Here is a 24,919-nt window from a genome sequence, read left to right on the forward strand (position 1 = left end):
AGTATAAACGATGAAAAAAATAATTGTCGGAATTTTATTCATATCAGTTCTTTTTACAGCCTGTCAAAGTGTTGATTTTGAAAAAACAATGAGTACTGATATTGGAAAAGAAGGTTCAGAATTCAAAAATCGTGAAGCTGAAGAAAAAAACAATTATGACAAGGTTCAGGAATATCTTATCCAGGAAAGATTGAAGGAAATTGATATTCCAAAAACTGTTGTATATATTGAAAAACCTGTTTACTATCCGGCTACTGTTGCGTCAGACAGACCGACAAAAACTGGAAAAGAGGCCGCAAAAGAAAGCACAGCTCAATCCATTCAAGTGCCTAGTCAGTGGACTGGCGGTACTATGTATTATGACTTTGACAGTGATTTTACTTATGAAATTTACTGCCAGCCATACCGTGTCACAGACCTTCTGCTAGAGCCAGGTGAACAGGTTATTGAAATGCCGTTTTTGTCTGAGGAAAAAGTATGGGAAATCGGAGCAGGTGTGAGCCGTCAGAACGGTGTTGATACCCAGCACTTTTTCTTAAAGCCAGCTTATTCAGGTCTTACAACTTCTTTCATCATCATTACAGATAAAAGAGTCTATCACATGCTTTTGAAATCTTATAAAGACGTTTATATGACTCAGGTAAAATGGAAATATCCAAACACTATGCCATTTACAATCAAGACAGACGCTATGGAAAAAGTAAACAAAATGTCTAAGGAAACTACTGCCGTAGATCCGGCTTTCCTTTCTTTTGATTACAAGATGAGCTACTCTGTTTTCAAGAAACCTTACTGGCTTCCAACCCGTGTTTATGATGACGGAAAGCACACTTACATTGTAATGAATGAAACTGTCCTTCACATGACATCCCCTGTCGTATTCAACAACAAGAATGAGAGAATCAACTATTCAGTAAACAAAAACCTTATCGTCTTGAATGAGCTTATTGAAAAAGTAACATTAAGGGTAGGTAAGGAAAAAGTTACCATTAAAAAGAAAAATTACAAGGAACCTAAGCCTATAAAAGTTGAAGAAGTAGAAGATAAAATTAAGCTTGATGAAGACCCGGTTCTTCCTCCGGCAAATCCTAAAAAAGGATTCAGCTCAAGTTTGAACTCAAAGGTCTCAAAAGAAACAACGCTTCACTCATCTGACATCATTGTAGAATACAAAGAAAACAAAGATTCAGAATCTAAAGAAAATAGTGCAGGAGGAGAATAATGGGATTTTTTGACCGACACTACGAAAGCTATGACGAATGGTGCGAAACTCCGAGAGGAAAAGCTTTTAATGAAAAAATGAGACTTGCAGCTGAAGAAAATGCAAGGAAAAAAGAGGAATGGGAGCGTAACACTCTGCCAGAAAAAAAAGAGCAGGTAAAACTTTTTAAGATTATCATCGTGCCTCTTTTTCTAAGCTTTGCAGTCTCAGACTGGTGGGGCATGAAGCACTTTAAGTTTCCTTATGTTTTTGGTATTCAGCTTTTGATTGCCTTAATTGGCTTTATTTTGTTCAAGAAAAATCCCTTTAAAGTAAAATATCCGAACTGCTTTTTCATGGCTCCTGTGGCTCTTTTTATGTCTTTCATGTTTTCTTTCTATCTTTGTATTTCTGAATTCGGCTTAAAACAGGCGGTCTTGATTAAGCCGCCTGTGGAAGTTATAGAAACATCTGGAGATGCTTCTGAAAAATTTTCGGAAACTCCAGACCTTGCTTACTTGGAGAGCAGTGAAATAGACATTTCTGAACTCGATTTTTATAGCCGTGAATATTCACAATGGCTTATAGAAAATAACCACGAAACATCTGAAGAACTTGTTTCAGATTACAAAAAATTAAAGGATGAAAATGGACGATAAATTTAATAACGATGAAGATTTTCCTTCTGAATTTGAGCCTGAAAAAGATTCTTCTGCTTCTGAATACAATCCGTACAGCGGATTTTTAGACGATGATTCTGCAGGTTCTCAAGCTGAAGTAGAAGAAGAAACTTCAGAAAACACTGAAATTAAAAAAAAAGAAGTTCCCCATGAAGAAAAAGTAACTACTGAAGAAGACATTGAGCTTCCAGACTTTATGAATGAAGCTGCAAATGCAAATGAGACTCATAAAGAAGAAAAATACGCTGGGGAAAAGTTTTCTTCTGAAGAACAGAAAGACGACTTTGACCCGAAAGATTTCTCTGAAAACAAGGAAGAGGAATCTGCTTCTGAAAATAAAGAAAATTCTTCTGAAACTGCTTCCAGTGCATCGACTTCAAAAGAAGAAAATACTGAAATTGAAACTGGCGGAAAAACTGAAGACAAGGCAAAAGACTTAAAATTTGAGTCAAAGATTTCTGCAGGTGAAGCAGACCATGCTCCAAAGTCTAAACCTAAAGTTCTCAACAAAAAGTTTTTACTTTCTTCTATAATTATAACTCTGGGTCTCACTCTTGTTGTTACTTTTCTGATGCCTTCTAAAAAAAAGAATTCTAAGAAAAACGAGAAGCCTGTTGCTGAGCGTCATACTTCTACAGATTACGCATCTTTAGCATCAAGACCTCCTGAAGAGTCCCAGGAACATTATCAGGATGTAAGTGCTGCTCCAGAAGCTAAAAATAAAAAGAACGATGAAATCCCTCCTTTAATTCCTCCAAAAGATGAAAAGCTTCCTTACAATGCTAATACTGTGAATTACAATACGGGAAAAGGAGGTGGCGCTGGAGGTTCTACACTTGAAATTCCTGACACAAGAAATGACAGCCTTCAGGGAAAAAGTATTTCTGGAATTAAAGGTCTTACTTCAACCCAGCAAAGTTATTCAACAGATTACCAGCAGACAATCGCAAAAAATACTACTTCTTCTGGAAACTCTGGTGGCTACAGCCTTCCTTCAAAAGAAGAGTATATGAACAACGTTCTCGGAGCTTACAGCCAGGCATACGGAAACGCAACAAGTCAGAACAATGCCTACAGAGTTCAGAACGACCAGGACGGAAAGAACAGCTTCTTCAATAACGGACGGCAGGGAAGCAATGTAGGACAGGGTGAATGGCTCAACCTCAATACACTTTGGCAGGGAACAATCTTTGAAGCAGTTCTCACTTCAGAGCTTAACACGGATTTGCCTGGCGAAATTACGGCCCGTATTGCAAAGAACATTTATTCATCCCAGGACGGACGCTATCTTCTTATTCCTCAGAACTCTGTGGTTTACGGAACCTATAATTCAAGCATCTCTTATTCACAGAACCGTGTGCAGGTTGCCTGGCATACTCTGATCCGTCCAGACGGTTATCAGATTCAGCTTGGAAATATGAATGCAACAGATGCAAAAGGCGCTTCAGGTCTTAAAGGCTGGGTAAACGACCATCCGTTTGCTTATCTTAAAGCTATCGGTTTAATGAGCGTTTTCTCTATCGTAAATACAGAGTTTTCTAAGCAGCTGAATGGAACGCAAAATGAGTATGTACAGAACCTTCTTGCAAACTCTCAGAACGTAACTATGGAACTTGGCGACAAGCTGATTGACCGTGCTATGAATGTGCAGCCGACAATCAAGATTAAGTCTGGAACGAAAATCAACATAGTTGTAAACCAGAACTTAAACCTTCCGCCATGTGAAGATATTCCGGTAACTCAAGCATACCATAAACAAAGATAATGCAGGACTGGAATTATAACAAAGAATGGAAGCTTGATGATTGTACTCAGGCTTTTATAAATGCAAGACGTAATAACAGGAGGAAAAAGTTTATGAAGTTTTGTGAAAAATTAAAGAAAAGTTTTAAGAAAGAAAGTTATACAGATGAATCTGTATATAAGTTCAATTTAAGCATTCTTATAGCAAGCGTAGTGTTGTGCTGCTTTGGATGCGTTCTCTTTTTTTTACATTGATAGTGTAAAAAAAAACTATAAGTAGGCAGGTAGTAATATGAAAAATTATTTCAAATGTTTTTTTGCAGGTTTTACTGCATTAATTATTCTCACTTCTTGTTCGTTTTTTTCAGAGAGTATTGAACCAACTTCTGAAAATTATGATTCCAAAATTTCAGCCGTTAGGTTCAGCTCTACGGTTCTTAGCGTGACTGTAAAGGAAAGCGAGTATTTAAAGGTAAATCTTACTCCTTCAGCTGACCAGGGAAAATGTAATGTCCGCTGGGAATTTGACAGTGAATATATTAGTGCCAAAACAGATAATTTTGGCGCAATTATAACTGGGAAAAAATCCGGTACGACTTACATAAAAGCATCCTGTAACGGAATCGTTGCTACCTGTCTTATTTCTGTAATTTCAAACGGTTCAGAAGATACAGATAACCCTTACATTTATTCAAACTATTCTGTAGTACAGCTTCAGCCAGGCAATACTACAACCGTAATCACTTCTTTATATGGCGGAAGCATTTCTGATATGGAAGATTTTACATGGGAAATAAAAGACCCTTCTATTGCTTCCATTGCTTCTTCAAGAAACAACTGTGTTATTACTGCCATAAAGCCTGGCTCAACTCAGCTTGTCTGTCATCACCCGAACGCTGAGTATGATTACACTTTTGTAATTTATGTCTATACAGATAAACTTACAGAAACTTATATCACAACCGACTATAACGTTTTGACTGTAAATAAAAACGACACTACATCAAAAATGCTTACTGTAGACCTTGTAAATCCAATTAACGCTGCCTACAAAAACGGATTTACATGGAATTATGCCGATGAGCAGTCTAAAAGCATTATTTCAATGAGTGCCAACTTAAACAATGCAGAAATTGTTCCGATTAAAAACGGAATTGCAAATATTGTCGTAAGCCATGAAAATTCACAGTATGACCTTAATATAATTGTCCGTGTTTCAACTATTGTAAAAAACACTTATATTGAAGTCTCTTCTTCTACTGTAGTAGTGCAGGGAAGCGATGCTCCTTATTCTGTTTTTGCAAGCATTGCAAATTATGACGGTTATGCAGACCCGGAAGGTTTTGTCTGGGAAGTTCCTGAAAGCGCTCTTTCTCTTGCAGAATGTTCACACACAGGTAATACACTTCAAATCAAAGGAAAGAAAAACGGAATATTCAAGGTAAAGGTAAGCCATGAGCTTTCAGAATACTCAAGAAATATCCTTGTAATTTTACAGAACCAGATAGGCTCTGCAATTGATTCTTCAATGTACATTACTACCGACCAGAACTTTATTCAGACTCAGGTAGGCAGAAGTCCTACTACAGTAAATGTTCGTCTTATTGGCGGAATTGATGGTGAAGATAATATTGGAGATGATACTACAAACTTCAGCTGGTATATCAAAGGCGGAAGAAACAACGGTATCGTAGAAGTTCAGCAGGTTACAGGCATCGTAAAAGACGTAAAAGACTTGAACTCAAGAAGTGCCGTAACAAGCGGAGAGTCATGTCTGGCCCAGCTTGTAATAAATCCGCTTTCAAAAGGCGAGCTTACAATCGTAGTAACTCATCCTAGATGTCTTTATGACACTGAAATCCAGGTAAAGGTTTATTCTGAATCGGCTTTGGTAAATCCTAAAACCATTACTACAGATGAAAGCTTGATCCGCCTTTTAAATGGCGCGTCAAAAGAAGTTACTGCAACTTTGAGAAACCAGGCAGAAGGTGAGGAAAACAACATTGAATGGTCTACTGCAGATTCTTCAAAAGTTTTTGTGACTCCTTCTAAAGGTCAGACGACACAAATAAAAGCCTGTGGTACAGGTTCAAGTCAGACTTATGTAACGGCCCATCTTGACGGTGCTGTTTCTGATAAAAAGATTTTGGTTCTTGCGGCTGATACTGAAAAAGAACTTGCCGACATGAAAGGTATTTTTGCTGATTCTACTTATTTAAGAATCGCTGCAGGAGAAACAAAAACAATTTCGGTAGAACAGTTCGGGCTTTCTTCTTCAGACCGTGTTTCCTGGAGCGTAGATAAATCTTCTTTGTGTACCGTAAACGGTGATTCTTCTTCTCCTTATTGTACCTCTGCAACAGTGCAGGGATTAGCTGAAGGAAAAGCTTTCATTACAGCCTCTGTTGGAGGTTCTGCTCCTGTTGCTTTTGAAGTTACAGTTTTGAAAGCTGGTGAAAGTTCAGATATATTTGATGAAAACGCTGGCTACCTTACTACAAACCAGAACGCTGTAGTTCTTGAAAATGAAGGAGACTCTCAGGAGCTTTCTGTTTCAGGCGTAAACATTTCTGCAAAAGACATGCTTTTGTATACAAACTGGACTATGACAGATTTAAATGCCGTGGCCGAAGAAAGCGTGTTCGACCTTTACGGAAGCCCTGGAAGCAATGTAAGGCTTACTGCAAACAAGCCTGGAAAATCAACTATCAAAGTTTCAAACAAGTTCTCAGCAAACTCAATTAACATCAACGCAAAATGTGGTGAGCTTTATGAATGGAATGATGACTATATTGTATACATCACGACAGAAAGTGATGTAATAAATATCTTAAACGGTGAGTCTAAAACCATTGGATGCAGCCTTGTTAATACTACTTCAAAAGGTCAGTTTTATTGGAGTGTCAGTGAAGGGCAGGAAAATATTGAAATTCAAGGATTGACTTCTGGTACCTGTAACATCAAGGCTTTGAATCCTGGCCAGTCTATTATTACAGTTTCAAACTCTTTAGCTGGTGAAATCACAAAAGAAATCCTTGTAAATGTTGCAAACTCGGAAGAAGAGCTTAAAGGTTTTAAGTATCTTACTACAACTCAGAATGTCGTTACTGTAGGCGAGCAGTCTAATGTAACCGTTACGGTAGAAATTAAGAATGCTGATTCTAATATCCTTACAGGCTATTCATGGCGAAGTACAAATGAAAGCGTTGCTTCTGTCGTAGGCTCTGGTAACATTGCCGTAGTTTACGGAAAGGCAATCGGAACGGCTAAAATCATTGTTGAAAACTATGAGAACTGTTCTTATCCGCTTGAAATCATAGTAAACACTGTAGACCCGATTGCAGCATCACAAGACCCATATATTACATGCAATAACATCGTAACTTGTACTGTAGGCGGAGATGCCGCAACAATTGCCGCAGAGCTTGTAGGAGGAAGTTCTTCTGATACGACAGGCTTTACGTGGTCTATCGTTGATACATCAATTGCAACTCTTTATGCAAGTAACGATTCGGCTCAAATTAAGGCCGTTAAGGAAGGCGTTACTCAAGTTATTCTCTCCCACCCAAAAGCCTCTGTTTCTCGCTCAATTCTCGTAATATGTGAGCCAAAGATTACTACAAACTGCTACATTTCAGTTACGGAAAGCATTATAAAAATGAGTCCATCTGGAGACCCGAAAACAATCACCGCAACTCTCGTAAACGGTGATGCCGATGATGTTTATGACTTTAAATGGTGGGCTGATTCTTATGACAAAATAAACATGAATTACACTTCAAACCAGTGTATCATTGAGCCAATAAGTTCTGGAACAGTAACCGTTCATCTTTCTCACCCAAAAGCCGCAAACCAGAAAGATATTGTTCTATACATAAGTAACTACACTGATTTTGCCTTTGCACAGTCTCACATCGAGCTTACGACAGGCTCAGACTTCTTTATAAACATGGAGGTTCCGGCAACAGGTGTAGACTGTGACGTAAGTTACAGAAGCTCAAACGGCTCTCTTTGTACGGCATGGGGAAATAATTCAGTTTGTACTCTTCACCCTGGAAGCGTGGGAGAAGGTCTTACTTCTGAATCTTGTGTTATTTATGCAACCCTTCAGACAAAAGGAGGCGTAAAACAGGCTGAAGCTCAGCTTTTGGTTAGCGTTACTAAAAAGGATGAGACAAGACCTTATATCGGACTTTCTCCAGATTCAACTTCTACAATCATTACCCTTAATAAAGATGAGGTCAGAAACCTTTCTGCAGTTGTATACGGAAACACATCTGACACAAACTCTGCAGGACTTAGATGGACTATAAATAACGGCAATGGAAACTTTATTGAGTTTACTGGAAAAACTGTTGAGAATGACTCAACAACTTCCATCGGAAGAGACGTTCAGATCCGTGCTTTAAATTCTGGAAAAACAACAATTACAATTACTCATGCAGATGAAAACGGACTTCCGATAAATCCGATGACCGTTTATGTAATTGTTACAGGTGTCTCAGAGCCTTCGGTTACATTGAACTTCTCAAAGCTTCCGGTTTATATCGGGGAAGATACTCAGATAATTCAGGCTACCGTGTTGAATGATACTGGTGAAGAGCTTGAATGGAAGGTTGTAAATAACTCAGACCCTGAAACCGAGCAAGATTACTTTACATTTACAAGTAAAGGTAATAAGGCGACTATTTTTGCCAAAAAGCCAGGCAATGCTACTGTTTACTGTACTATCCCTTCAAATAAATCTACTGCAAAATGTGAGGTAGAAATAAGGGAAGCAGAAAAACTTAATTTCTTTGTTTATGATGATGAATCTAATTATGAATATAAAGACGGAAAGCTTATAGACCATCGTGAAAAATATTACCTTACGACATTCCAGTTATATCCGGGAGAAACAAAGCCTGTTCACTGGGAAACAGTTCCTGCAAGCGACAAGGTAACACAGTGGTACAAAGGTGATAGCTCTTTCTTTGACATGAACCAGACAGGTGCAGGTTATTTTACAGAGTGGACCAATCCTCAGACTAACGAAACTTACCGTTATCCTGAAGGGGTGGGAACCATTGCAATAACTGGAAAACCAACTGAAGGAACAGCAGTTTTAACAGCAACTTCAGCTTCAAGACAGTCTGATTCAATATCAGTTACAAACTCTTACAACTATCTCTTTACTCTTGATAAATCCATGATTTCTACGACACCAAAACAGGTGCATGATAATGAAGAGCTTCTCTATGTTAATTATGAACTTCGTCCGGCATGTTCTAAAATCATCGTAACAAATTACGATGCAAAAAAATCATGGGGAAAGAATCTTTCAATGAAAGAGGGAACTTATTCTTCTTACAACGCAGAAGAAGGTCAATGGGTAATTGATACTCACACAATTACTACAGAAACCAATTCAACTGGTATTGTAAGGGGAACTTTGAAATTTATTGCAAACGGAGAGGTAAACTGCCGTATCGGACTTAAAGCCGTAAATGAAAACCTGATTTCTACAGGAGTTACTTCCGTTACAAGTCAGGAGTTTGGAACTCAGTCGCTTGCAATAAAATCTTATTATCCAAAACATACCTTTACGGTAAGCATTAAAAAACAGGTTCCGTTCATAAACCATACAAGATACCCTGATACCGAAAAGTATGCAAAGTATTCAAGGTATGACGCTTCAACTAATACGATTTTCCTCGGTGACGGTGAGTATATTTCTGGTGATGTCTCGCTAAATACTTCATCTGAACCTTATTCAGAAGTAGATATTGTAAGTGTAAATTTTGAACAAGTAACAAGTTCTCAGATTGAAGACGGGCTTTCATTTAAGCAATACCAGAGGGTTGCAGGCTCTTCCCCAGGAACGTCCGTAAATACACATCCGTTCCAGCTTCATCATAATCATGAATACTCAATTTACTCTTATTTACCAGCAGGAAGCTCTACATGGGAACATATAACTAATGGAATGGCAAATATGTACAACCTGAAAATTGAAGGCGACAAGTACATCGAAGTTCGTAATGAAACCATCAAGGAAACAACTTATGTGGGAAAACTTGTAGTCACTTATGTTGATTATGCAGGGCAATCAAACAAGGCAACCTTCAATATTCCAGTTTACGTTCAGGTTCGTAACTGCCCTTGTGCAGATGACGGAAGTTACTACAAGGCATACAAACAATAATTGATTTTAAGGAGAAAACAAAATGAAAAGATTTTTTAACGGCATTTTTCTTCTGCTTCTTCTTTCTCTCACAGGCTGCAGCTTTATTGCGTCCTTCACGGAAGAGCCGGAAGAAAACATAACACTCTCTTTTGATAAAAACAAGACTTCCTTGAGCATGGGCGCAATGGAAGTAATTAACGTAAAGGCTTCTGAAAAACAGAATTCAGCAAGTATTTCATGGTCTTATGATGATTCTGTCATCTTTGCAAAGACAGACAACTATTCTGCAGTCATTACGGGATTAAAGCCAGGAAGCACAACCCTTACAGCCCGATGCGGCTCTAATTCTGCTTCCTGCATTATTACAGTCTCTGCAGACAGCTATGCGGTAACTGTAACTAATCCTTACGTCTATGCCTCATCTGATTTTGTGAGCGTAAAGCCAAATGAAACTGTAAAAATCAGTGCGGCTCTTTTTGGCGGAACTGTTGCAGACATAAACGGTTTTTCATGGAGCATTGATAAGACTTCCGTAGCATCTTTATCTACAGAAGGAAACTATTGCTGGATTACCGGAATGAATGACGGAATTGCAAAAGTAACCGTTAAGCATAATAAGGCTGCTTACGGATATTCTGTTTTAGTAAACTGCTCATCAGACGGAACAAACCAGTGCTATATTACGACAACTGAAAATATCATTACTATAAACCTCAGTGAGGATAACACTGCTTCTTTTGCAATTGACTTGATGAATCCTCTTGTCTCTGATTATGCAAGCGGATTTACTTATTCTGTCGTAGATTCTCTTGGAAACGAAATGTCTTCAAAGCCAGTGGTCGTTTCTGGAGCCGGAAGTTTGAATGTGAGCCTTACAGCCTACAGCGTAGGGGAGTGCTATGTCCGCTGTAAACATCCTTCTGCAATTTATGACCTTGATGTTTTAGTTCGTGTAATTGAAAACGCAGAGACTGCATACATTGAGCCCTCCCAGACTCTTGTTACAGTTTCTGATGATATTTATCAGAACATTTCATTAAGTCTTTTAAACTATGCTGGCCATGTAAATCCTGCTTCTTACAGCTGGAGCTTTTCAGAAAATGCTTCTGAATATATAGATTATTCCATTTACAATGGGGAAGATGATGATACAGGCGATAACATCAATATCAAGGGAAAGAAGACTGGAACTGTTAAGATTACGGTTTCTTATCCTGGAGTTCCTTCAAGAAATATCATCGTGCTTGTAAGAAACATTGACAGCGAGGCAAGCGATGCTACTTACTACATATCTACAAGCCAGAATTACATCAGGATGAAAGAAGGCGATTCACCTCAACAGATAAATATATCACTTAAAAACGCTTCTTCAGATGAAATTTCAAACCTCAAATGGACTATTACAAATGATGCTGCAGACGGCTCTCGTGAAAAGGTCATCAATTGGAAAAGCGGAAACGGAACCGCTGTTCACAAATTTGCTTCAAGAAGCGTAATTGCTAATAACTCATCAGCTTATGCCGTAATTGAGCCTCTTAAAGAAGGTATGGCTTATATTGATATTTCTCATCCGAAAGCGATGTATTCTACAAGAATTACTGTTGTAGTAACAAAAGAAAATACTGTCGTTGAGAAAAAATCAGTTTTAAACCTTACTTCAAGCCCAGTATTGAATATCAAAAACGGGGAATCTTCTGAGATTGATGTTTCTTTTTCTGGTGATGGAGAAATGTCTGAAATTGTATGGCAAAGCGAAGGAGTAGCAACCGTTTCCGGCAACGCTAATCATGCCGTGGTAACGGCACCTCAAAGCGGCTCAGGAGGGTCAAGAAGCATAATTACCGTAACTCATCCTTATGCCACATACCCTGTCAAATACACTGTTGTCTGCTATGACAATGAAAGTGATTTTGAGCAGTATGCGGTAAAAACAATTTACTCATACTCAACCAATGAAACTATAAATACAGACAGTCAGACGACTCTTCATCTTGAGACTTCAGGATTTACTTCAGTTCCTCAGATTACATGGAATATAACGCAAGGAAGCTCTTGTGTGTCTTTATCAACGGAAAACCAGAATAAAGATGCCGTTGTGAACGGATTAAAGCCTGGAAAGGCTGTCATTAAGGCTTCTGTCTCTGGCTGTGATGACGTTACTTTTGTAGTAACTGTTGTCGCAGCAGGAGTTTTGAACCAGGATGCCGACTGCTATCTTTCTACTTCCTCAAACGTTCTTTACTTTGAGGACATCAATAAGTCGAAGTCTCTTTCTGTAGACTTATTCAATATTTCTTCAACAGAATATTCAAAGCTAAATTGGACTCTTTCAAACAGTAATTATGAAATTACTTACAACGGAAACCAGGCGACCGTTACTTCCATGACAAGTGAAGGTTCTGCAGTGCTTACAATAAGTCATCCGCTTTCACAGAATATTCTTACAGTCAACTTGAGAACCGGAAACCAGTTTGAATATAAAAACGAGGATTTCTGTTATATAACCACAAATCAGGATGTGTTCGAGCTTTATTCAGGTCAGGAAGAGGTCACTCTTGTCGCAACCCTTAACCATACGGAAGAAAGCGATGACGCTGCCGTTCCTCAAGGTTTTTCATTTGAATGTGAGGACAATACTGTCGCTTCGATCAGTTATGTAAACTATTCAAATACCTGCTACATAAAACCTTTGAAAAACGGAACGACTAAGATTTTTGTGCGTCACTCTGAAAGCGATTTTGAAAAGGAAGTTGTTGTAATCGTCAATAACGCTCCGAACGATTCTACAATCCCGTACCTTACAACGACAAACAATGTTATAACTGTTGTTCAGGGAGAGTATGCTACAGCAACCGTAACTTTGATGAATTCAAATACCGTTGACAACTCTGCCTGGCACTGGACTTCTTTGGATTCAAGAATATGTGACGTAATTGCTAACAACGGAACTTCTGCAATGCTAAGCGCAAACAGTCCTGGAACTGCAGAAATCAAAGTTACTCATAAAGACTGCCCTTATTCTCTAAAACTTATTGTTACAGTTTTTGATTCTTCTGTAATTGTTTCACGTCCTTATATCTCAACAAGTGCAAATATCATTACACTTCAAAAAGGCATGAGTACAACACTTACTGCAGAGATGATTGGCGGAAACACTGCAAGCGACAGTAACTACTTCCGCTTTGTAGGCTCTTCTTCATCAATGATTTTAGTAAACTCAGTTTCAGGTTCTTGTTACATTAAGGCATTGAACAAAGGCATGGCTTATGTAACTGTCTATAACTCACGCTATTCAGAAAGCTACAGTAAGACGGTTCTTGTTGTAATCGAGGATAAAATTGAAGACGGTGTTTACATTAAGCCTTCTACAAACATAATTAAGATAAAGCCTTCTGAAACAACGCTTACTACCGTTTCTGCAGAGCTTGTAAACGGGGAGGTTACTGACGGCAAAGACTTTATCTGGTGGGCTGATGACTATAACCTAATCGGTATTACTCCGGTTGCAGAACAGTGTTCTATTATGCCGACAGGTAAGACTGGTACTACAAAACTTCACATCAAGCACGCAAAGTCTTCAAAACAGGTTGATATTCTTGTAATGATAAGTAACTATGATACTTTTGCTTTCAGCCAGAAATCTGCAAACATAACAGCAGAAAAGCTTTATTTCTATCCTTTGCAGATTCCTTCAGTAGACGGTGATTTTGAGGTTCATTACTCATCTTCCAATGAAGATGTATGTCTGATTCAAGGCTCTAATGCCGTTGCCTGGGTATGCGGAAGAAGCTACGGAACGGCATCCCTTACGGCAAATATGACTTCATCTGACGGTACTGTTCTTGCTACAACCGAAATGCTCGTCTCTGTTACTGAAGTTGATCCTGCAGTTCCGGTCATCTCACTTGGAAACTCGATTCTTACCGTAGAAGCCGGAACCAGCCGTGTAATCTCTGCAACAATTACGGGAGAGGGAATTGAAGCGACAGAAAAGTTCAACCTTAAATGGAGCGTGAAGAATAAAGACAAGGGCATTTCTCTTATGGATGAAACGCCTGATAAGACTGCATACGGCTCAGACTGCTATGTGACTTTTAACTATGGCGGAGAATTTGTTCTTTCATGTACCCATGAGGCAACGGGAGCTAATGCAGACATTTATTTTATCGTAGAAGAGAAGGGTGAGATTGGAATTGAATTGAACTCTAACCTTGAGACTATGTTCAAGGATGACGGTTCTATTTCACTCACGGCTACTCTTACCAATGCTACAGAAGCTGATTATAAAAATATTACATGGTCTGCAGTAAAGGTAGGAGGACAGAACATCGTTGCAGTAAGCAAGGCAAAAGGTGCCATCTGTACCGTAACTCCAAAGAACGTTGGGCAGACAACCGTAATTGCAAAGCTTCCGAACGGAAACACTGCAAGCTGTATTGTAATCGTTAAGGCAAACACTGAAGTTACGATGGATGTGGGAAGCATTCACGTAATTCCTGGCTACACTGAGGTTATTAACTACAGGACAAATCCTGAAAACGCCACTATTAACTGGTATACTCAGATGACCACAGGCGCTTCTTCATTGTCTGGAAACATTACAAATTATTTCTCGATTGAAGATGATACTGCAAAAAGGCAGCTTCGTATAACAGGGCTTTTAGATTATCCTAACGGTGCTGCAGGAACCATTACAGCCTCTATGGTCGGAGCTTCTGCTGCAAACCTTCCGACAGTCAAGGTTTATGTTGAATATGATGTTGAAGTTAAGCTTCAGGATTTAGAGGGAAACAACCTCACGGTCGTTCAGAACACGGAGCCTGATACAAAGAACGTAAAGAAGTTCAACATTATTTATTATCCTACTGACCTTACGATTGACATCAAAAAGGACAGTAAAATTATTGCTTCCATTCCTAATGAAGGTAACAAGCCTCATACAACTACGCCCATTCCAGAGGTAACGGTCGGTGATGTTTCTAAGGAAATCATTACGGAAGAGGGCTTTGAAAAATGTAAAATGACAGTAACCCTGGTACCTCATACAGAATGCAGCTTTGACCTTTCTGTAAGCGGAACGCTTCCTTCTGATGAACACGGAGTTTACGCAGAGACAAAGACTTTCTATTACACAGCTTATTATGAAAAAGGCTATGATATTGAGCTTATAAACATGACACAAAACGGTGCCTTTACCCAGCCAATGTATGATTCTGAGGGTAAACTTACAAAGCTTGTTATTGGTGACGGTGAGGAAGCCGTGTTCTATCTTAAAATAAAGAACGAGAATGCAGCTGGAAAAATTCTGAATATAAAATCGGAACATTATGTGCCGGATTCTGGTAGTACTGGTGGTAGAAAAGATATTTATATGAATAATAACTCTTATGTAAGGCCTGGAACAAGCAGATTAGATAAGGCAAAAAATCTTTTTGAAGGTATTGAAAATAATGAAAATATCTATAAGATTTCTGCTAATAATTTGCCACCTAGTAAAGGACTTGTGTATCTTACTTCTGAAGCTGATGTCATTCCGAATGCTACTGTTTATCACCTGGGGCATGGCTGGGATTACTATAAGGATTTGCCGCAGGAAGTAACCGGAGATAACTGGTCTACTTATAGAAATAACAACAATTACTCAAACGATTTTATAAGAAACTTGAAAAACAAAGGAGTTGATTATTGGCTTGTTTCTAAAGAAATTGTAGTAAATAATGCCTATAGTTTTTTACATCCGGGAAAATCAAGATTTTCAAGTAAATGGGATGAAGGTGTTTCAAAGCAAAAAATTAGCAAGTTTTTACATTATGAATATAAGTTCAAGGGTTGGGTTGATTTAAAGTTGAGTTATAATCAAAAGTTGTGGATTGCCTGAGAAGGCATAGAAAAAGAGGTCTGTCTAAGGTATAGTTTTCTTTGGAAAAAAAAATAAACACCGAAGGAGACCTCTTATGAAAAGAATACTGGAAATTGAAGAAAATTCCAATAGTCCAACGATTGATTTGCTTGAAAAAGCAATCCGCGCAAGAGCACGTGAAGTAATTGAAAGTCTTTACGAGGATGAAGTTCAGCGTTTTCTTAATAAAACTTCTTCTATCGTAGACAAAACCGGAAACAAACTTGTAGTAAGAAACGGCTTTCACAAAGAACGGACAATTCTTACTACAAACGGTTACGTTACAGTCAGGCTTCCCAGAGTTGATGACCGTGCACTTGAAGAAAAGGATCGCTTTGTAAGCAAAGTCCTTCCTCCGTTTGCAAGAAAAACTCCGACAGTAGAAGCAATACTTTCCGCTGCCTACCTTGCAGGAATTTCTTCAAACAAGTTTTCAGCCATGCTCCATGATGTTCTTGGTAAAGAAGCAAAGGGCCTGAGTCCGTCAGTCATAACAAAGCTTACTGTAAAATGGCAGGCTGAATATGACGAATGGCGCAAACGAGATCTTTCCGGAAAGGAATACGTTTATGTTTGGGCAGACGGAATTTACGTAAAGTCCCGGCTTGACGGTGAAAAGACCTGCCTTCTGGTAATAATTGGCGTAACTGTTGAAGGCAAAAAAGAACTTGTGGCTGTACAGGCCGGAATTCGCGAGTCAACGGAAAGTTGGCGTGGAGTTTTGCTTGATTTGAAATTCCGCGGACTGACAAAAGCACCAAAATTGGCAGTCTGCGACGGAGCGCTTGGGTTTCAAAATGCAGTTGATGAAATCTGGGGCCAGCTAAAAATTCAGAGATGCTGGTTCCACAAGTCCATGAACATTCTGGACAAATTGCCTGACTGTGTGCAGACTCAGGCCACAAAAATGATTCGGGATATGTGGCAGGCAGACAAACGTGCAAACGCCTTGAAAGCCTACGACTTATTTATAGAAACTTTCGGAAAAAAATATCCGAAGGCAACGGAATGTCTTGAAAAAGACAAGGAGGATTTGTTCCGCTTTTATGATTATCCGGCGGAACATTGGGCTCACATTAGAACGTCGAATCCGATTGAATCGACATTTGCAACAGTCAGGTTGCGCCACAAGTCAACAAAAGGAAACGGCTCTTCCGCTGCTTCTGTTGCAATGGCTTTCAAGCTTTGTCTTCAGGCAGAGAAAAACTGGCGACGGCTCAGGGGATTTAAACAACTTGAACTTGTCGCCAAAAATATAATTTTTGTGGACGGTGAACAAATGAAGGCTGCCTGATGAAAAGACACTTTTTTTCAATCCACAACAATTGACAATAACTCTTTAAAGTTTAATAATGTAAATGTTTTCAGTATAAAAAATAATGATGATTCATATAACTATGATATAAGTAACAGTCTTTCTCCTTATTATAAAACTGTAATTCCTTTTGTTATTACTACCGAAGAACTTGTTTCTTCTAATTTAGTAAGACCTGATAAAGACCTTGATGTAGGTTATAAAAAAACAAAAGGGATTTTTTGGGATGAAAATTCATTTGATTCATTTGGACAAGGATGTAGTTCAAAAATAAAACTGTCAAAGTTAATAAGTTCTTATATTACTCCTACAGTTTCAAAAGAAAAAGAATCTGTAATAAGTCTTGGAAAAGCAAAACTCCAAATTCCTTATGAAGATGGTCATGGAGTTGAACAACATGATTTAGAGCTGAATATAGAATTTATTAAAAGAGAATGTGAAGCTTATACTTCAAATACTTGGATTAAAAAGGATGTTTCAGGAAAGCTACATTGGTATTTATCTGATAATCTTTATGACAGCTCTGCAGTTTCAACTCAACCTTACTTAAATATAATGGAGAACTATATTGAAAAAGAGGTTACAGAAGTTGTTGCAGATGTAAATGCACTTAAAGTTGAATATCAGTTATATCCTAAAGAAGCTTCTCTTACAGTAACAATTCCACCGTCAAATGGAACCGGAAATCTTAAGATTTCTTCTGGAGCAACGCTTGTTACAACACAGTCTGACGGAACTAAGATATATTCAATAACTTCACATGAGACTACTTCACAGGGAGCTGCCGGAGGTCATATCAATTTTTCTTTAGATGGAAGTTATGTCGGTAAAGTTACTATAAAAGGAACAGGTTCTTCACTAAATCAGATAAATTATCTTAATTTTAACATTACAAATAAAGATTTATTTGTTCCTGAAATTACATCTAAAACATCTACTGTTGGTAATGTAAATTCAATGTACAGTTATATAAACAAGCCTGAACGCATTTTAGTATTAGGTGATGGAGAAACTGTAAAAGGAAAAATCATAAATGAAGACTCTTCATCAAAAACAATAATAAAGAGCGTTAGCTTTGAAAATAATATGGAAGATCTTGTAGCAGGTGAAGTAACAAAAAATACATCTGGTGTATATGAGTTTAAATTAACAAATAATGTTGATTATGGTTACTTTGCATACAGCGGTAAAGTAAGGGATAAGTTTTATTCAAATAATTATTCTTTATCTGACGTGTCTGTAACTTCTGCGGACTATGAAACTGTTTATTTAAAGGACAGCGAAGGAAATCTTACTAAAAATATTGATGTTGAGAAAACTGAAAAAAACAGACAGAATGCAATAAAAAATAAACTTAATCAGATGAAGATTTCATATATGGAATCAAATATTGGTATTCCTAAGACATCTCATACACATTCTTACCATTATGAAAATTATGAATATATAGAAAGTTCAAAGACTTATTCTTGGACTGATATAGGCAAATTTATAATTACTTACAATGGTGAGGAAGGAGAAGAGACTAATCAGGAAATTATTATTGGCCTTAAGATAACAGAAGGACCTTGTGCAAAGACTTCTGATTACGGAATTGCAGTTCCGGCATCTTACTACTTAAATGTTACTGAATGATAAAGCTTGCCAGGTACGAGTTGAATCGTGCCTGGTGTTTTATCAGGTAAAAACTTATCGAGTTTTAATTTTGCTCTTGACAGCTAAAGGGTTTTAAAGTAATATTTAGATAACTTAAAAGTGTGTATTTTATTTAAACTGCCTGCGAGCAGTGCTTGTTTTTGGAAACTGCGCTTTCCACCTTTTTTGTTTGAGTGCCTCAAACGTCTTAAAAATCAACAAAAAAACTAAGGAAAGGAACTGAATATGAAGAAAATTGCATTTTATTTAACATTATTGTCTTTAATTATGATTTTTGCTGGCTGCCAGCAGCCGACTAATGATAATTCCTCTGATGAAGGAAACACTAATACTTATTCTCCGGCCCAGATTGCTGAATTGAAGGCTATATATGCAGAACTTATTGGAACTACATGGGAAAATTCTAATAATGAACGGAATGACCATTATATAGAAACAGCTGCTTTTGCGAGTGATTCTGTAACATTCAACAACGTTCAGTATTCATTAAATCAGAATACAGATCTTTTCTTTGAAAATGAAGTAACTGATGAAGCCGTAAAAGGGTGGTCATCTGTTGGTTATAATTCTGTGCTAAAAAAAGATAAAGGGTTTTATATTAAAATTAATAATGTTTTTTATGCTATTGGTGGTTGGGTTGATAAGAATACTCCCTATCGTGATGAAACTCCTTTAAATATTAAATGTGGAAATAATAGAGACAGCCTAGAGCTTACATCATCTTCTGGCGATAGTGAAGACACTTCTTCTGTAAACGGAAGCTATGCTTTCAACAGTGCTACTAAAAGTCAGGTTAATGGTACGATTACTCTTTCAGACGGAAACTTTACTTATAGCGGTGGTAAAAACCAGGCTCCTTCCAGCGGTACATACACTGTAAACGGTTCTGACATTACATTCAAGTGGACTGCAATGGGCTATGAAACAAGTACAACAGTAAACATGAGCAAGGATGGTTCTTCTGTTACCTTCAGCTCAAAAGAAGTCTTGTTCTTCAGTACATTCTTTGGAAGCACGGAACAATCTGGTGGTAAGTATACTTTGACTTTCACTTACTCAGAGTAAACACTGTTTAGTGTATTTATATGAAGAAGATTGATTTTAAATGCGTCATATGCTCATGCGTCATCCTCGTTATACTCAGCGTCATTTACTACGTCAAGAATGGAAAGAAAAATTTTTCGACCGTAGACGAAACCGCACTCTACCTCGACCATGAATATTTCTTATTTTCAGAGTACTACATCATTCTCCCGGCAGGCGGCGAAGTGAAAACGCTCACAATGAAACTTGAGAACGGAACGAAAGAAGATGCAAAGAAAGTAAAGTGGAAGTTGAAAAGCTATCCTGAAAAGATAGGAACTTCGGTCTGCAAGGTCGAGGAACTTTCTGAAAATGGAAACATTCGTAATTTCCAGATAACGCCAAAGTCACTTGGAATCGCGACTTTGGAATTCTTCAACAAATCTCTTTCTACTGGCAACAATTGGCAAGCCCTTTTTATCTCAGTCGTTACGGAAAGTGAGTATAAGAAGCTCGTGGAGAATGGATACATAACAAGTCTCACTCGAAAGCACGATGCCCAGAAAGAAGATCGCACAGGCAAACATGAAAGCCTTCATACGCGGAACGGAAGATGAGTTTTATACCCAGCTTTCAGATATAGAAAATGAGCTTTCTAAATATTCAGATTTAAAAGTCTTTGAAAATAAAACCGTAATCTGTAACTGTGACGAACCTTTTGGGTCGAACTTCACTCTCTATTTTTTGATGCACCTTAATTCATTAAAATTAAAAAGACTTATATCTACAGGCTATTCTACTTCCTCTATTATGGGTAAGGAATTACCGCTATACGTATGTGGGTGGGGGGGGGATATGAGGCATACTGCCTGGATATAAACTCCACAAAAAAGTATCTTAGCGGAGACCAGACCGACTTAGACAGCATTTCTGCAAAGAAAATGCTGGAAGAAAACCTAAAAAGTGAAATGTAATATCTTTAATTAGCGTCTTCGGGCGCTAATTAAATCAACTTACCTCATCAGGATAAATATACCAGAGGTCAGGATTTATTTCATCCCTCATTTTTAGGATAAATGATTCATTAGGAAGGGCCTTAAAGCACATAGTTCCTGTCAGTTTATTCATTCTTTTGTAGAGCATGTTTTTTAGAGTAAAAATCGATACGTCATAATATTCTGCAAATCGGGGAATAGACATATCCTTTACCATTTTGAAAAGCTTTTGATGGCCAAGGCTTTCCAGTGAAAGCATTTCAGAAATATCATGTTTAGGATTAAATTCTATTTTTTCTGGAAGAGTCTCGTTTATTTTGTAATACCATTTTGCTGGCTGCATTTTTCCACGGCAGTAAAATACTGAAGTGTTCGGAAGACTTAAACAGCGTCCGTTAAAATAATAATAAAGCTTCTGCTTTGCTACCTGTTCATTAGGAATTCCAAGTGAAACCATGAATTTCCATAACAAAGACTTCTGGGCAGCAGTCTTTAAATCGTGAATTGCATAAGTGTCTTCATCAGAGTATTCTCTAATATCTATGTGATGTTGAGGTTGGCTTTTTATAAACTCTTCTACATTCAGTTCTTCCATAACTCCAAATATAGATTTGTTTACACTTCTTGTCAAGACCTTTTTATTATATCGGCAAGTTTTTTAATGTCTTTTCAATTCCAGAAAAAAATGTTTTTACTGCATGAATGATTTTGTCTGCAAAGTCACCTGCAATAGGGAGTATCTTTGAGAGAATCAATATAATTGCAGCAACTATGACAATGTAAGTAATTAGACGGCAAGCCTTGTAAAATAAACGTAATATCATTTGATTCCCCTTTCAGTTAATGCTTTTATGTAACTGTCAATTCTCTGCTTGTAAGTAAGCGGAGAGTAATCGTATTTTATTGAGAGAATTGATACAATTTCTTTTTCAGACGTAGATTTTATAAGGCAGTTTTTAATTGAAGAAACAAGCGGAATCTGCTCGATTGGATTTCTGAATGAAAGATTTAAGCAGACTGTTTTATCCTTGAAAAAGTTTCCGCCTACGGTAGTTACCTTTGCACCGGAATAAGAAAGATTGTTTACAACACAAGGAAGCTGGAGCTTATCCGCAATAAGAACCTGCTCAATGCTCTTAAAATTTATGAGCTTTCCTTTGTCTTCATCAAGTCCGATTTCATATCTTGCTTCCTTTCTTTTATTCCAGCCTTCATTAAGATTTTCTATGTTTTTTAATTCGGAAAAGAAATGCTGCTTAAAAGCATCCTTGTTTCTCTCTTCTTCTGCAATTCCAATTTCATAGGTAAAGGAATAAATTGTGTCTTTTACTTTTTTCATTATGACTGCATCAAAATAAATAAAAGAGCCTCGATACTTTATTTTAAACTTTATATTTCCTTTAAGCTCCGAGGCATCTGAACTGACAAAAAAAGTCAATCCGCTGAACTCAAGCAGAAGACATGAATAAAGAATATCGTTTGAAATAATATAAGCAGTCTCAATCTGAAGGACATTCAATACATCTTTATAGACTTTCATAACTTCTCTCCAGGGATTTTTTATATTTATCTGTCAATAGATAAACCTGACGTTTTGTACCATTAGAACCTTTGCTTTTGTGTCTGACAGAATCTATGTAAGAGGCGAGAGTAAGCCAGTAGAGCGTTCCGTATTTGTAAAAATCCTTACCGTATTTTTTTTCAAGGTTATAGACCATCTGTTTCAAAAGGTCTATTTTGCGGCCTTTAGCTTTATAAAGGATTCTTACTTCCTGTTTTATATAAGGCATGTGAGCTTCTTCCATAGGAATAGTAAAATCATTTTCCTTTAATTCCTGGAATATAACAGCTCGCCTTGAATTAGAAGCTGAATAAAAGGCTATGGCTGTTCCTTCGATAAAAAGCATTGTACCAAGATTTTCATCTGGAAACTTTGCCTTTATATATCCGCTTACATAAAGAGAATACTCTTCTTTTAATTTCCCGTTAGGGATTTTTACTGCAATTGACATGATTAAAGTATAAAACATTTTTGCAAAAAACACTAGATTTATTTACACTTATGATTTATAATCATAATAGATTATATTACTCTATTTTGCGGAGTATATAGTTTATTCTTCTTAAAACTTGGGGTTATTGAAAATATAACCAATTATAGTCTTCTGTGAGGACACTGTAATTGACAGCCACTCTGAAAAACGAGGGGAAACTTTTCATAACTCCTGAAAAAAAACACAAGGAGTTGTTTATGGAACAGACTGTTTCAATCAATCAGTTTGGAGATGCCTTGAAAAACACATCTCCAATGCCCCTTTACGAGAAGAAGAGCAAGGAAAAGTCATCTTATGATTATTTCCAGGAACTCGGAGACACTCTCGTAAAATCCCTCAAAGATGGTACATCACCGCTTTTGCCAAACAAAGATGGTTTTGTAGATTTACAGCCAGCCTACAACGCAAGCAAAAACACAAAAACTGAAGGCCTTACTCAGATTATGCTTTTGACTAAGAAAGCAGAACTCAACGCACCTACAGCAGCTTTTGTTACTTTTGAAAGCGTAAAGAAAGCTCAGGAAGCTGGGGTTGAATGTAAAATTGCAAAAGGCTCTAAAGGTGTTACCATTCCTGCCGTGGACCTGAAAAACTGGTCAGAAATCAAGTTCAAGAACACATGGTTCAATTTCTCACAGGTTGAAGGTGCTGAAGCTCTCAAGGCATTCCTCGATGCAAAGATGACAGAACAGTACAAAAAGGATGTTCAGTACATCAACGAACATTATCCTAACTCAACTTACAAAGAAAAGAAAAACCCTGCTGATTTCGTTATGAACAAGGAAAACCTCAAGGCTATGCCTTTGAACGAAAAAACGGAGGAACCATATCAGTATCTTGCTCAGGTTCTGAATGCAGTAAACACAGGCCGCAAGCTTTATGTTACTCCTGAACAGGCTGAAAAGTTCAAGAACAAGGCTGTTGAAATCCTCACAGCTGAATATGAACCAGGAAAGCTTGACAAGGCTGCAATCATGAAGCTTTCAGTTTCTGCAGAAAATCTTTATAGAAAAAATAAAGAAATGCTGCAGGAATATTCTCAGAAAAAAGAAGTTGCTCAGGAATCTCCTAAAAAAGAAACTCCTAAAAAGAGCCGCCCAGCTCCTTCTTATGAAAGAGAAAGATAAAAAGTTTTAAATACACGGTGTAAACTAATCTATATATTTAGTTATGCCGTGTATGTTTTTACCAGGAGTTTTTATGAGCGATACTGAAATTAAAACACTTTCAACACAAGTCTTAAAAGATGACCTTTATAAAGAAATCAACTCTCTCATATCAGAAAATATCTTAAACAATTCTTTTCCTTATACAAAAACCACACCCCTTCCACAGGACATGAATGTAGTAAACGGAAGACATCTTGGTGACATCAATAAAATTCAGCTTGAACTTAAAGCTTCTTTAATCAGTGCAAAATCTCTCAAATGGATCTACGGGTCAGACGCAGCGTTATTAAACCTTGAACTAAAAGAGAATGAAAAGCCTCTCGTTGCGCTTGCTAATATTTCTAAAGACTCACACTTAAAAACTGATGCCCAGACTTTCTACCTTCTTGACCAGTTTTCTGAAAACTCATTACAAAAAGCTGTAAAAATCGTAAGGGATGAAAAAACACCTAAACAGAAAAAAATCATTGCCCAGGAAATGATTAAAAATATCACTGAATATGACTCAGGATTAAATGAAAAAGAAATCCGTGAAAATAAAAGAAAAAACATTTCAAACAATCTTTCTAAAAATGGAAATGTACTTGCAAATGTGCGTGAGGCTTTTTCCAATGCAACTGAAGGATATTCTCCTGAAGAAAAAACTCTTTTCAGCCTTTTGAATAATTATTTTGTGCAGCAGGAAACAGGAATTACAATTCAAAAGTTTCCTGATGAACAGAAATCAAAAGCTTTAGAAACTGTGAAGACTTTATCAATGGAAGACTCTCCAAAACTTACACGCCTTTTTACAGAAAGCTTTTTGTATTCAGAACGAATGACCCACTACAACTTTGAAATCAACAGAGTATTTACAAAAGATGACTTGAATAAGTCTCTTCCAGTTCTTTCTCCTTCTGCTTCTGCCTTTGAGCCTAAAAGAACACACGAACTTGAAGCACAGAAAAATATGGAACGACTTCTCGAAAGAGATATAGAAATCAAACCACGGCACATTAGCCATGACAGGAGGAGGTAA

The 24,919-nt window shown here is 37.5% G+C and carries 15 protein-coding genes; 12 read left to right on the plus strand and 3 right to left on the minus strand.

The features are described from left to right. Positions 1-10: 10 nt before the first annotated feature. The 10 genes from IWA51_RS03535 to IWA51_RS03580 all read left to right on the plus strand — a co-directional run bounded on the left by IWA51_RS03535 (position 11) and on the right by IWA51_RS03580 (position 20,562). Positions 11-1,222 carry a TrbG/VirB9 family P-type conjugative transfer protein gene (locus tag IWA51_RS03535; protein WP_198443240.1) on the plus strand — a complete coding sequence of 404 codons (1,212 nt, stop codon included), beginning with the start codon at positions 11-13 and terminating at the stop codon, positions 1,220-1,222. Continuing rightward, entirely contained in the window at positions 1,222-1,860 is a 639-nt protein-coding gene (locus tag IWA51_RS03540) for a hypothetical protein (RefSeq protein WP_198443241.1), read from the plus strand. The genes IWA51_RS03535 and IWA51_RS03540 overlap by 1 nt, the downstream gene beginning before the upstream one ends. Next, positions 1,850-3,646 carry a TraB/TrbI/VirB10 family type IV secretion system protein gene (locus IWA51_RS03545; RefSeq protein WP_198443242.1) on the plus strand — a complete coding sequence of 599 codons (1,797 nt, stop codon included), beginning with the start codon at positions 1,850-1,852 and terminating at the stop codon, positions 3,644-3,646. Before IWA51_RS03540 ends, IWA51_RS03545 begins: the two co-directional genes overlap by 11 nt. A 270-nt stretch (positions 3,647-3,916) precedes the next feature. Then, positions 3,917-9,808, plus strand: coding sequence for a hypothetical protein (locus tag IWA51_RS03550; protein WP_198443243.1), 5,892 nt, complete (start codon positions 3,917-3,919; stop codon positions 9,806-9,808). A gap of 22 nt (positions 9,809-9,830) precedes the next feature. Continuing rightward, positions 9,831-15,668, plus strand: a complete 5,838-nt coding sequence (locus IWA51_RS03555; RefSeq protein ID WP_198443244.1) for a hypothetical protein — start codon at positions 9,831-9,833, stop codon at positions 15,666-15,668. A 76-nt stretch (positions 15,669-15,744) separates the two neighbouring features. Beyond that, positions 15,745-16,983, plus strand: a complete 1,239-nt coding sequence (locus IWA51_RS03560) for an IS256 family transposase (RefSeq protein WP_198441892.1) — start codon at positions 15,745-15,747, stop codon at positions 16,981-16,983. 576 nt (positions 16,984-17,559) lie between these two features. Next, positions 17,560-18,639, plus strand: a complete 1,080-nt coding sequence (locus IWA51_RS03565; protein WP_198443245.1) for a hypothetical protein — start codon at positions 17,560-17,562, stop codon at positions 18,637-18,639. 246 nt (positions 18,640-18,885) lie between these two features. Beyond that, on the plus strand, positions 18,886-19,725 hold the full coding sequence (locus IWA51_RS03570) for a hypothetical protein (protein ID WP_198443246.1): 840 nt from the start codon (positions 18,886-18,888) through the stop codon (positions 19,723-19,725). A gap of 20 nt (positions 19,726-19,745) precedes the next feature. Continuing rightward, complete coding sequence (locus IWA51_RS03575) at positions 19,746-20,300, plus strand: hypothetical protein (RefSeq protein ID WP_198443247.1); 555 nt, start codon at positions 19,746-19,748, stop codon at positions 20,298-20,300. Next, entirely contained in the window at positions 20,269-20,562 is a 294-nt protein-coding gene (locus IWA51_RS03580) for an adenine-specific methyltransferase EcoRI family protein (RefSeq protein ID WP_230402703.1), read from the plus strand. The genes IWA51_RS03575 and IWA51_RS03580 overlap by 32 nt, the downstream gene beginning before the upstream one ends. A gap of 129 nt (positions 20,563-20,691) precedes the next feature. Here IWA51_RS03580 and IWA51_RS03585 read toward each other — a convergent pair whose 3' ends face one another. The 3 genes from IWA51_RS03585 to IWA51_RS03595 all read right to left on the minus strand — a co-directional run bounded on the left by IWA51_RS03585 (position 20,692) and on the right by IWA51_RS03595 (position 22,690). Further along, positions 20,692-21,273 (minus strand): hypothetical protein, encoded by a 582-nt coding sequence (locus IWA51_RS03585; protein ID WP_198443249.1) that lies wholly within the window; start codon positions 21,271-21,273, stop codon positions 20,692-20,694. Between the two features lie 225 nt (positions 21,274-21,498). Next, on the minus strand, positions 21,499-22,218 hold the full coding sequence (locus IWA51_RS03590; protein ID WP_198443250.1) for a hypothetical protein: 720 nt from the start codon (positions 22,216-22,218) through the stop codon (positions 21,499-21,501). After that, positions 22,205-22,690 carry a hypothetical protein gene (locus IWA51_RS03595; RefSeq protein WP_198443251.1) on the minus strand — a complete coding sequence of 162 codons (486 nt, stop codon included), beginning with the start codon at positions 22,688-22,690 and terminating at the stop codon, positions 22,205-22,207. The genes IWA51_RS03590 and IWA51_RS03595 overlap by 14 nt, the downstream gene beginning before the upstream one ends. Positions 22,691-22,929: 239 nt before the next feature. Here IWA51_RS03595 and IWA51_RS03600 point away from each other — a divergent pair, with 239 nt between their 5' ends. Further along, a complete protein-coding gene (locus IWA51_RS03600) occupies positions 22,930-23,859 on the plus strand; it encodes a hypothetical protein (RefSeq protein WP_198443253.1) in 930 nt (309 codons plus the stop codon). 73 nt (positions 23,860-23,932) lie between these two features. After that, positions 23,933-24,919, plus strand: a complete 987-nt coding sequence (locus IWA51_RS03605; RefSeq protein ID WP_198443255.1) for a hypothetical protein — start codon at positions 23,933-23,935, stop codon at positions 24,917-24,919.

Origin of the sequence: Treponema peruense (assembly GCF_016117655.1) — a bacterium.
GTDB lineage: Bacteria > Spirochaetota > Spirochaetia > Treponematales > Treponemataceae > Treponema_D > Treponema_D peruense.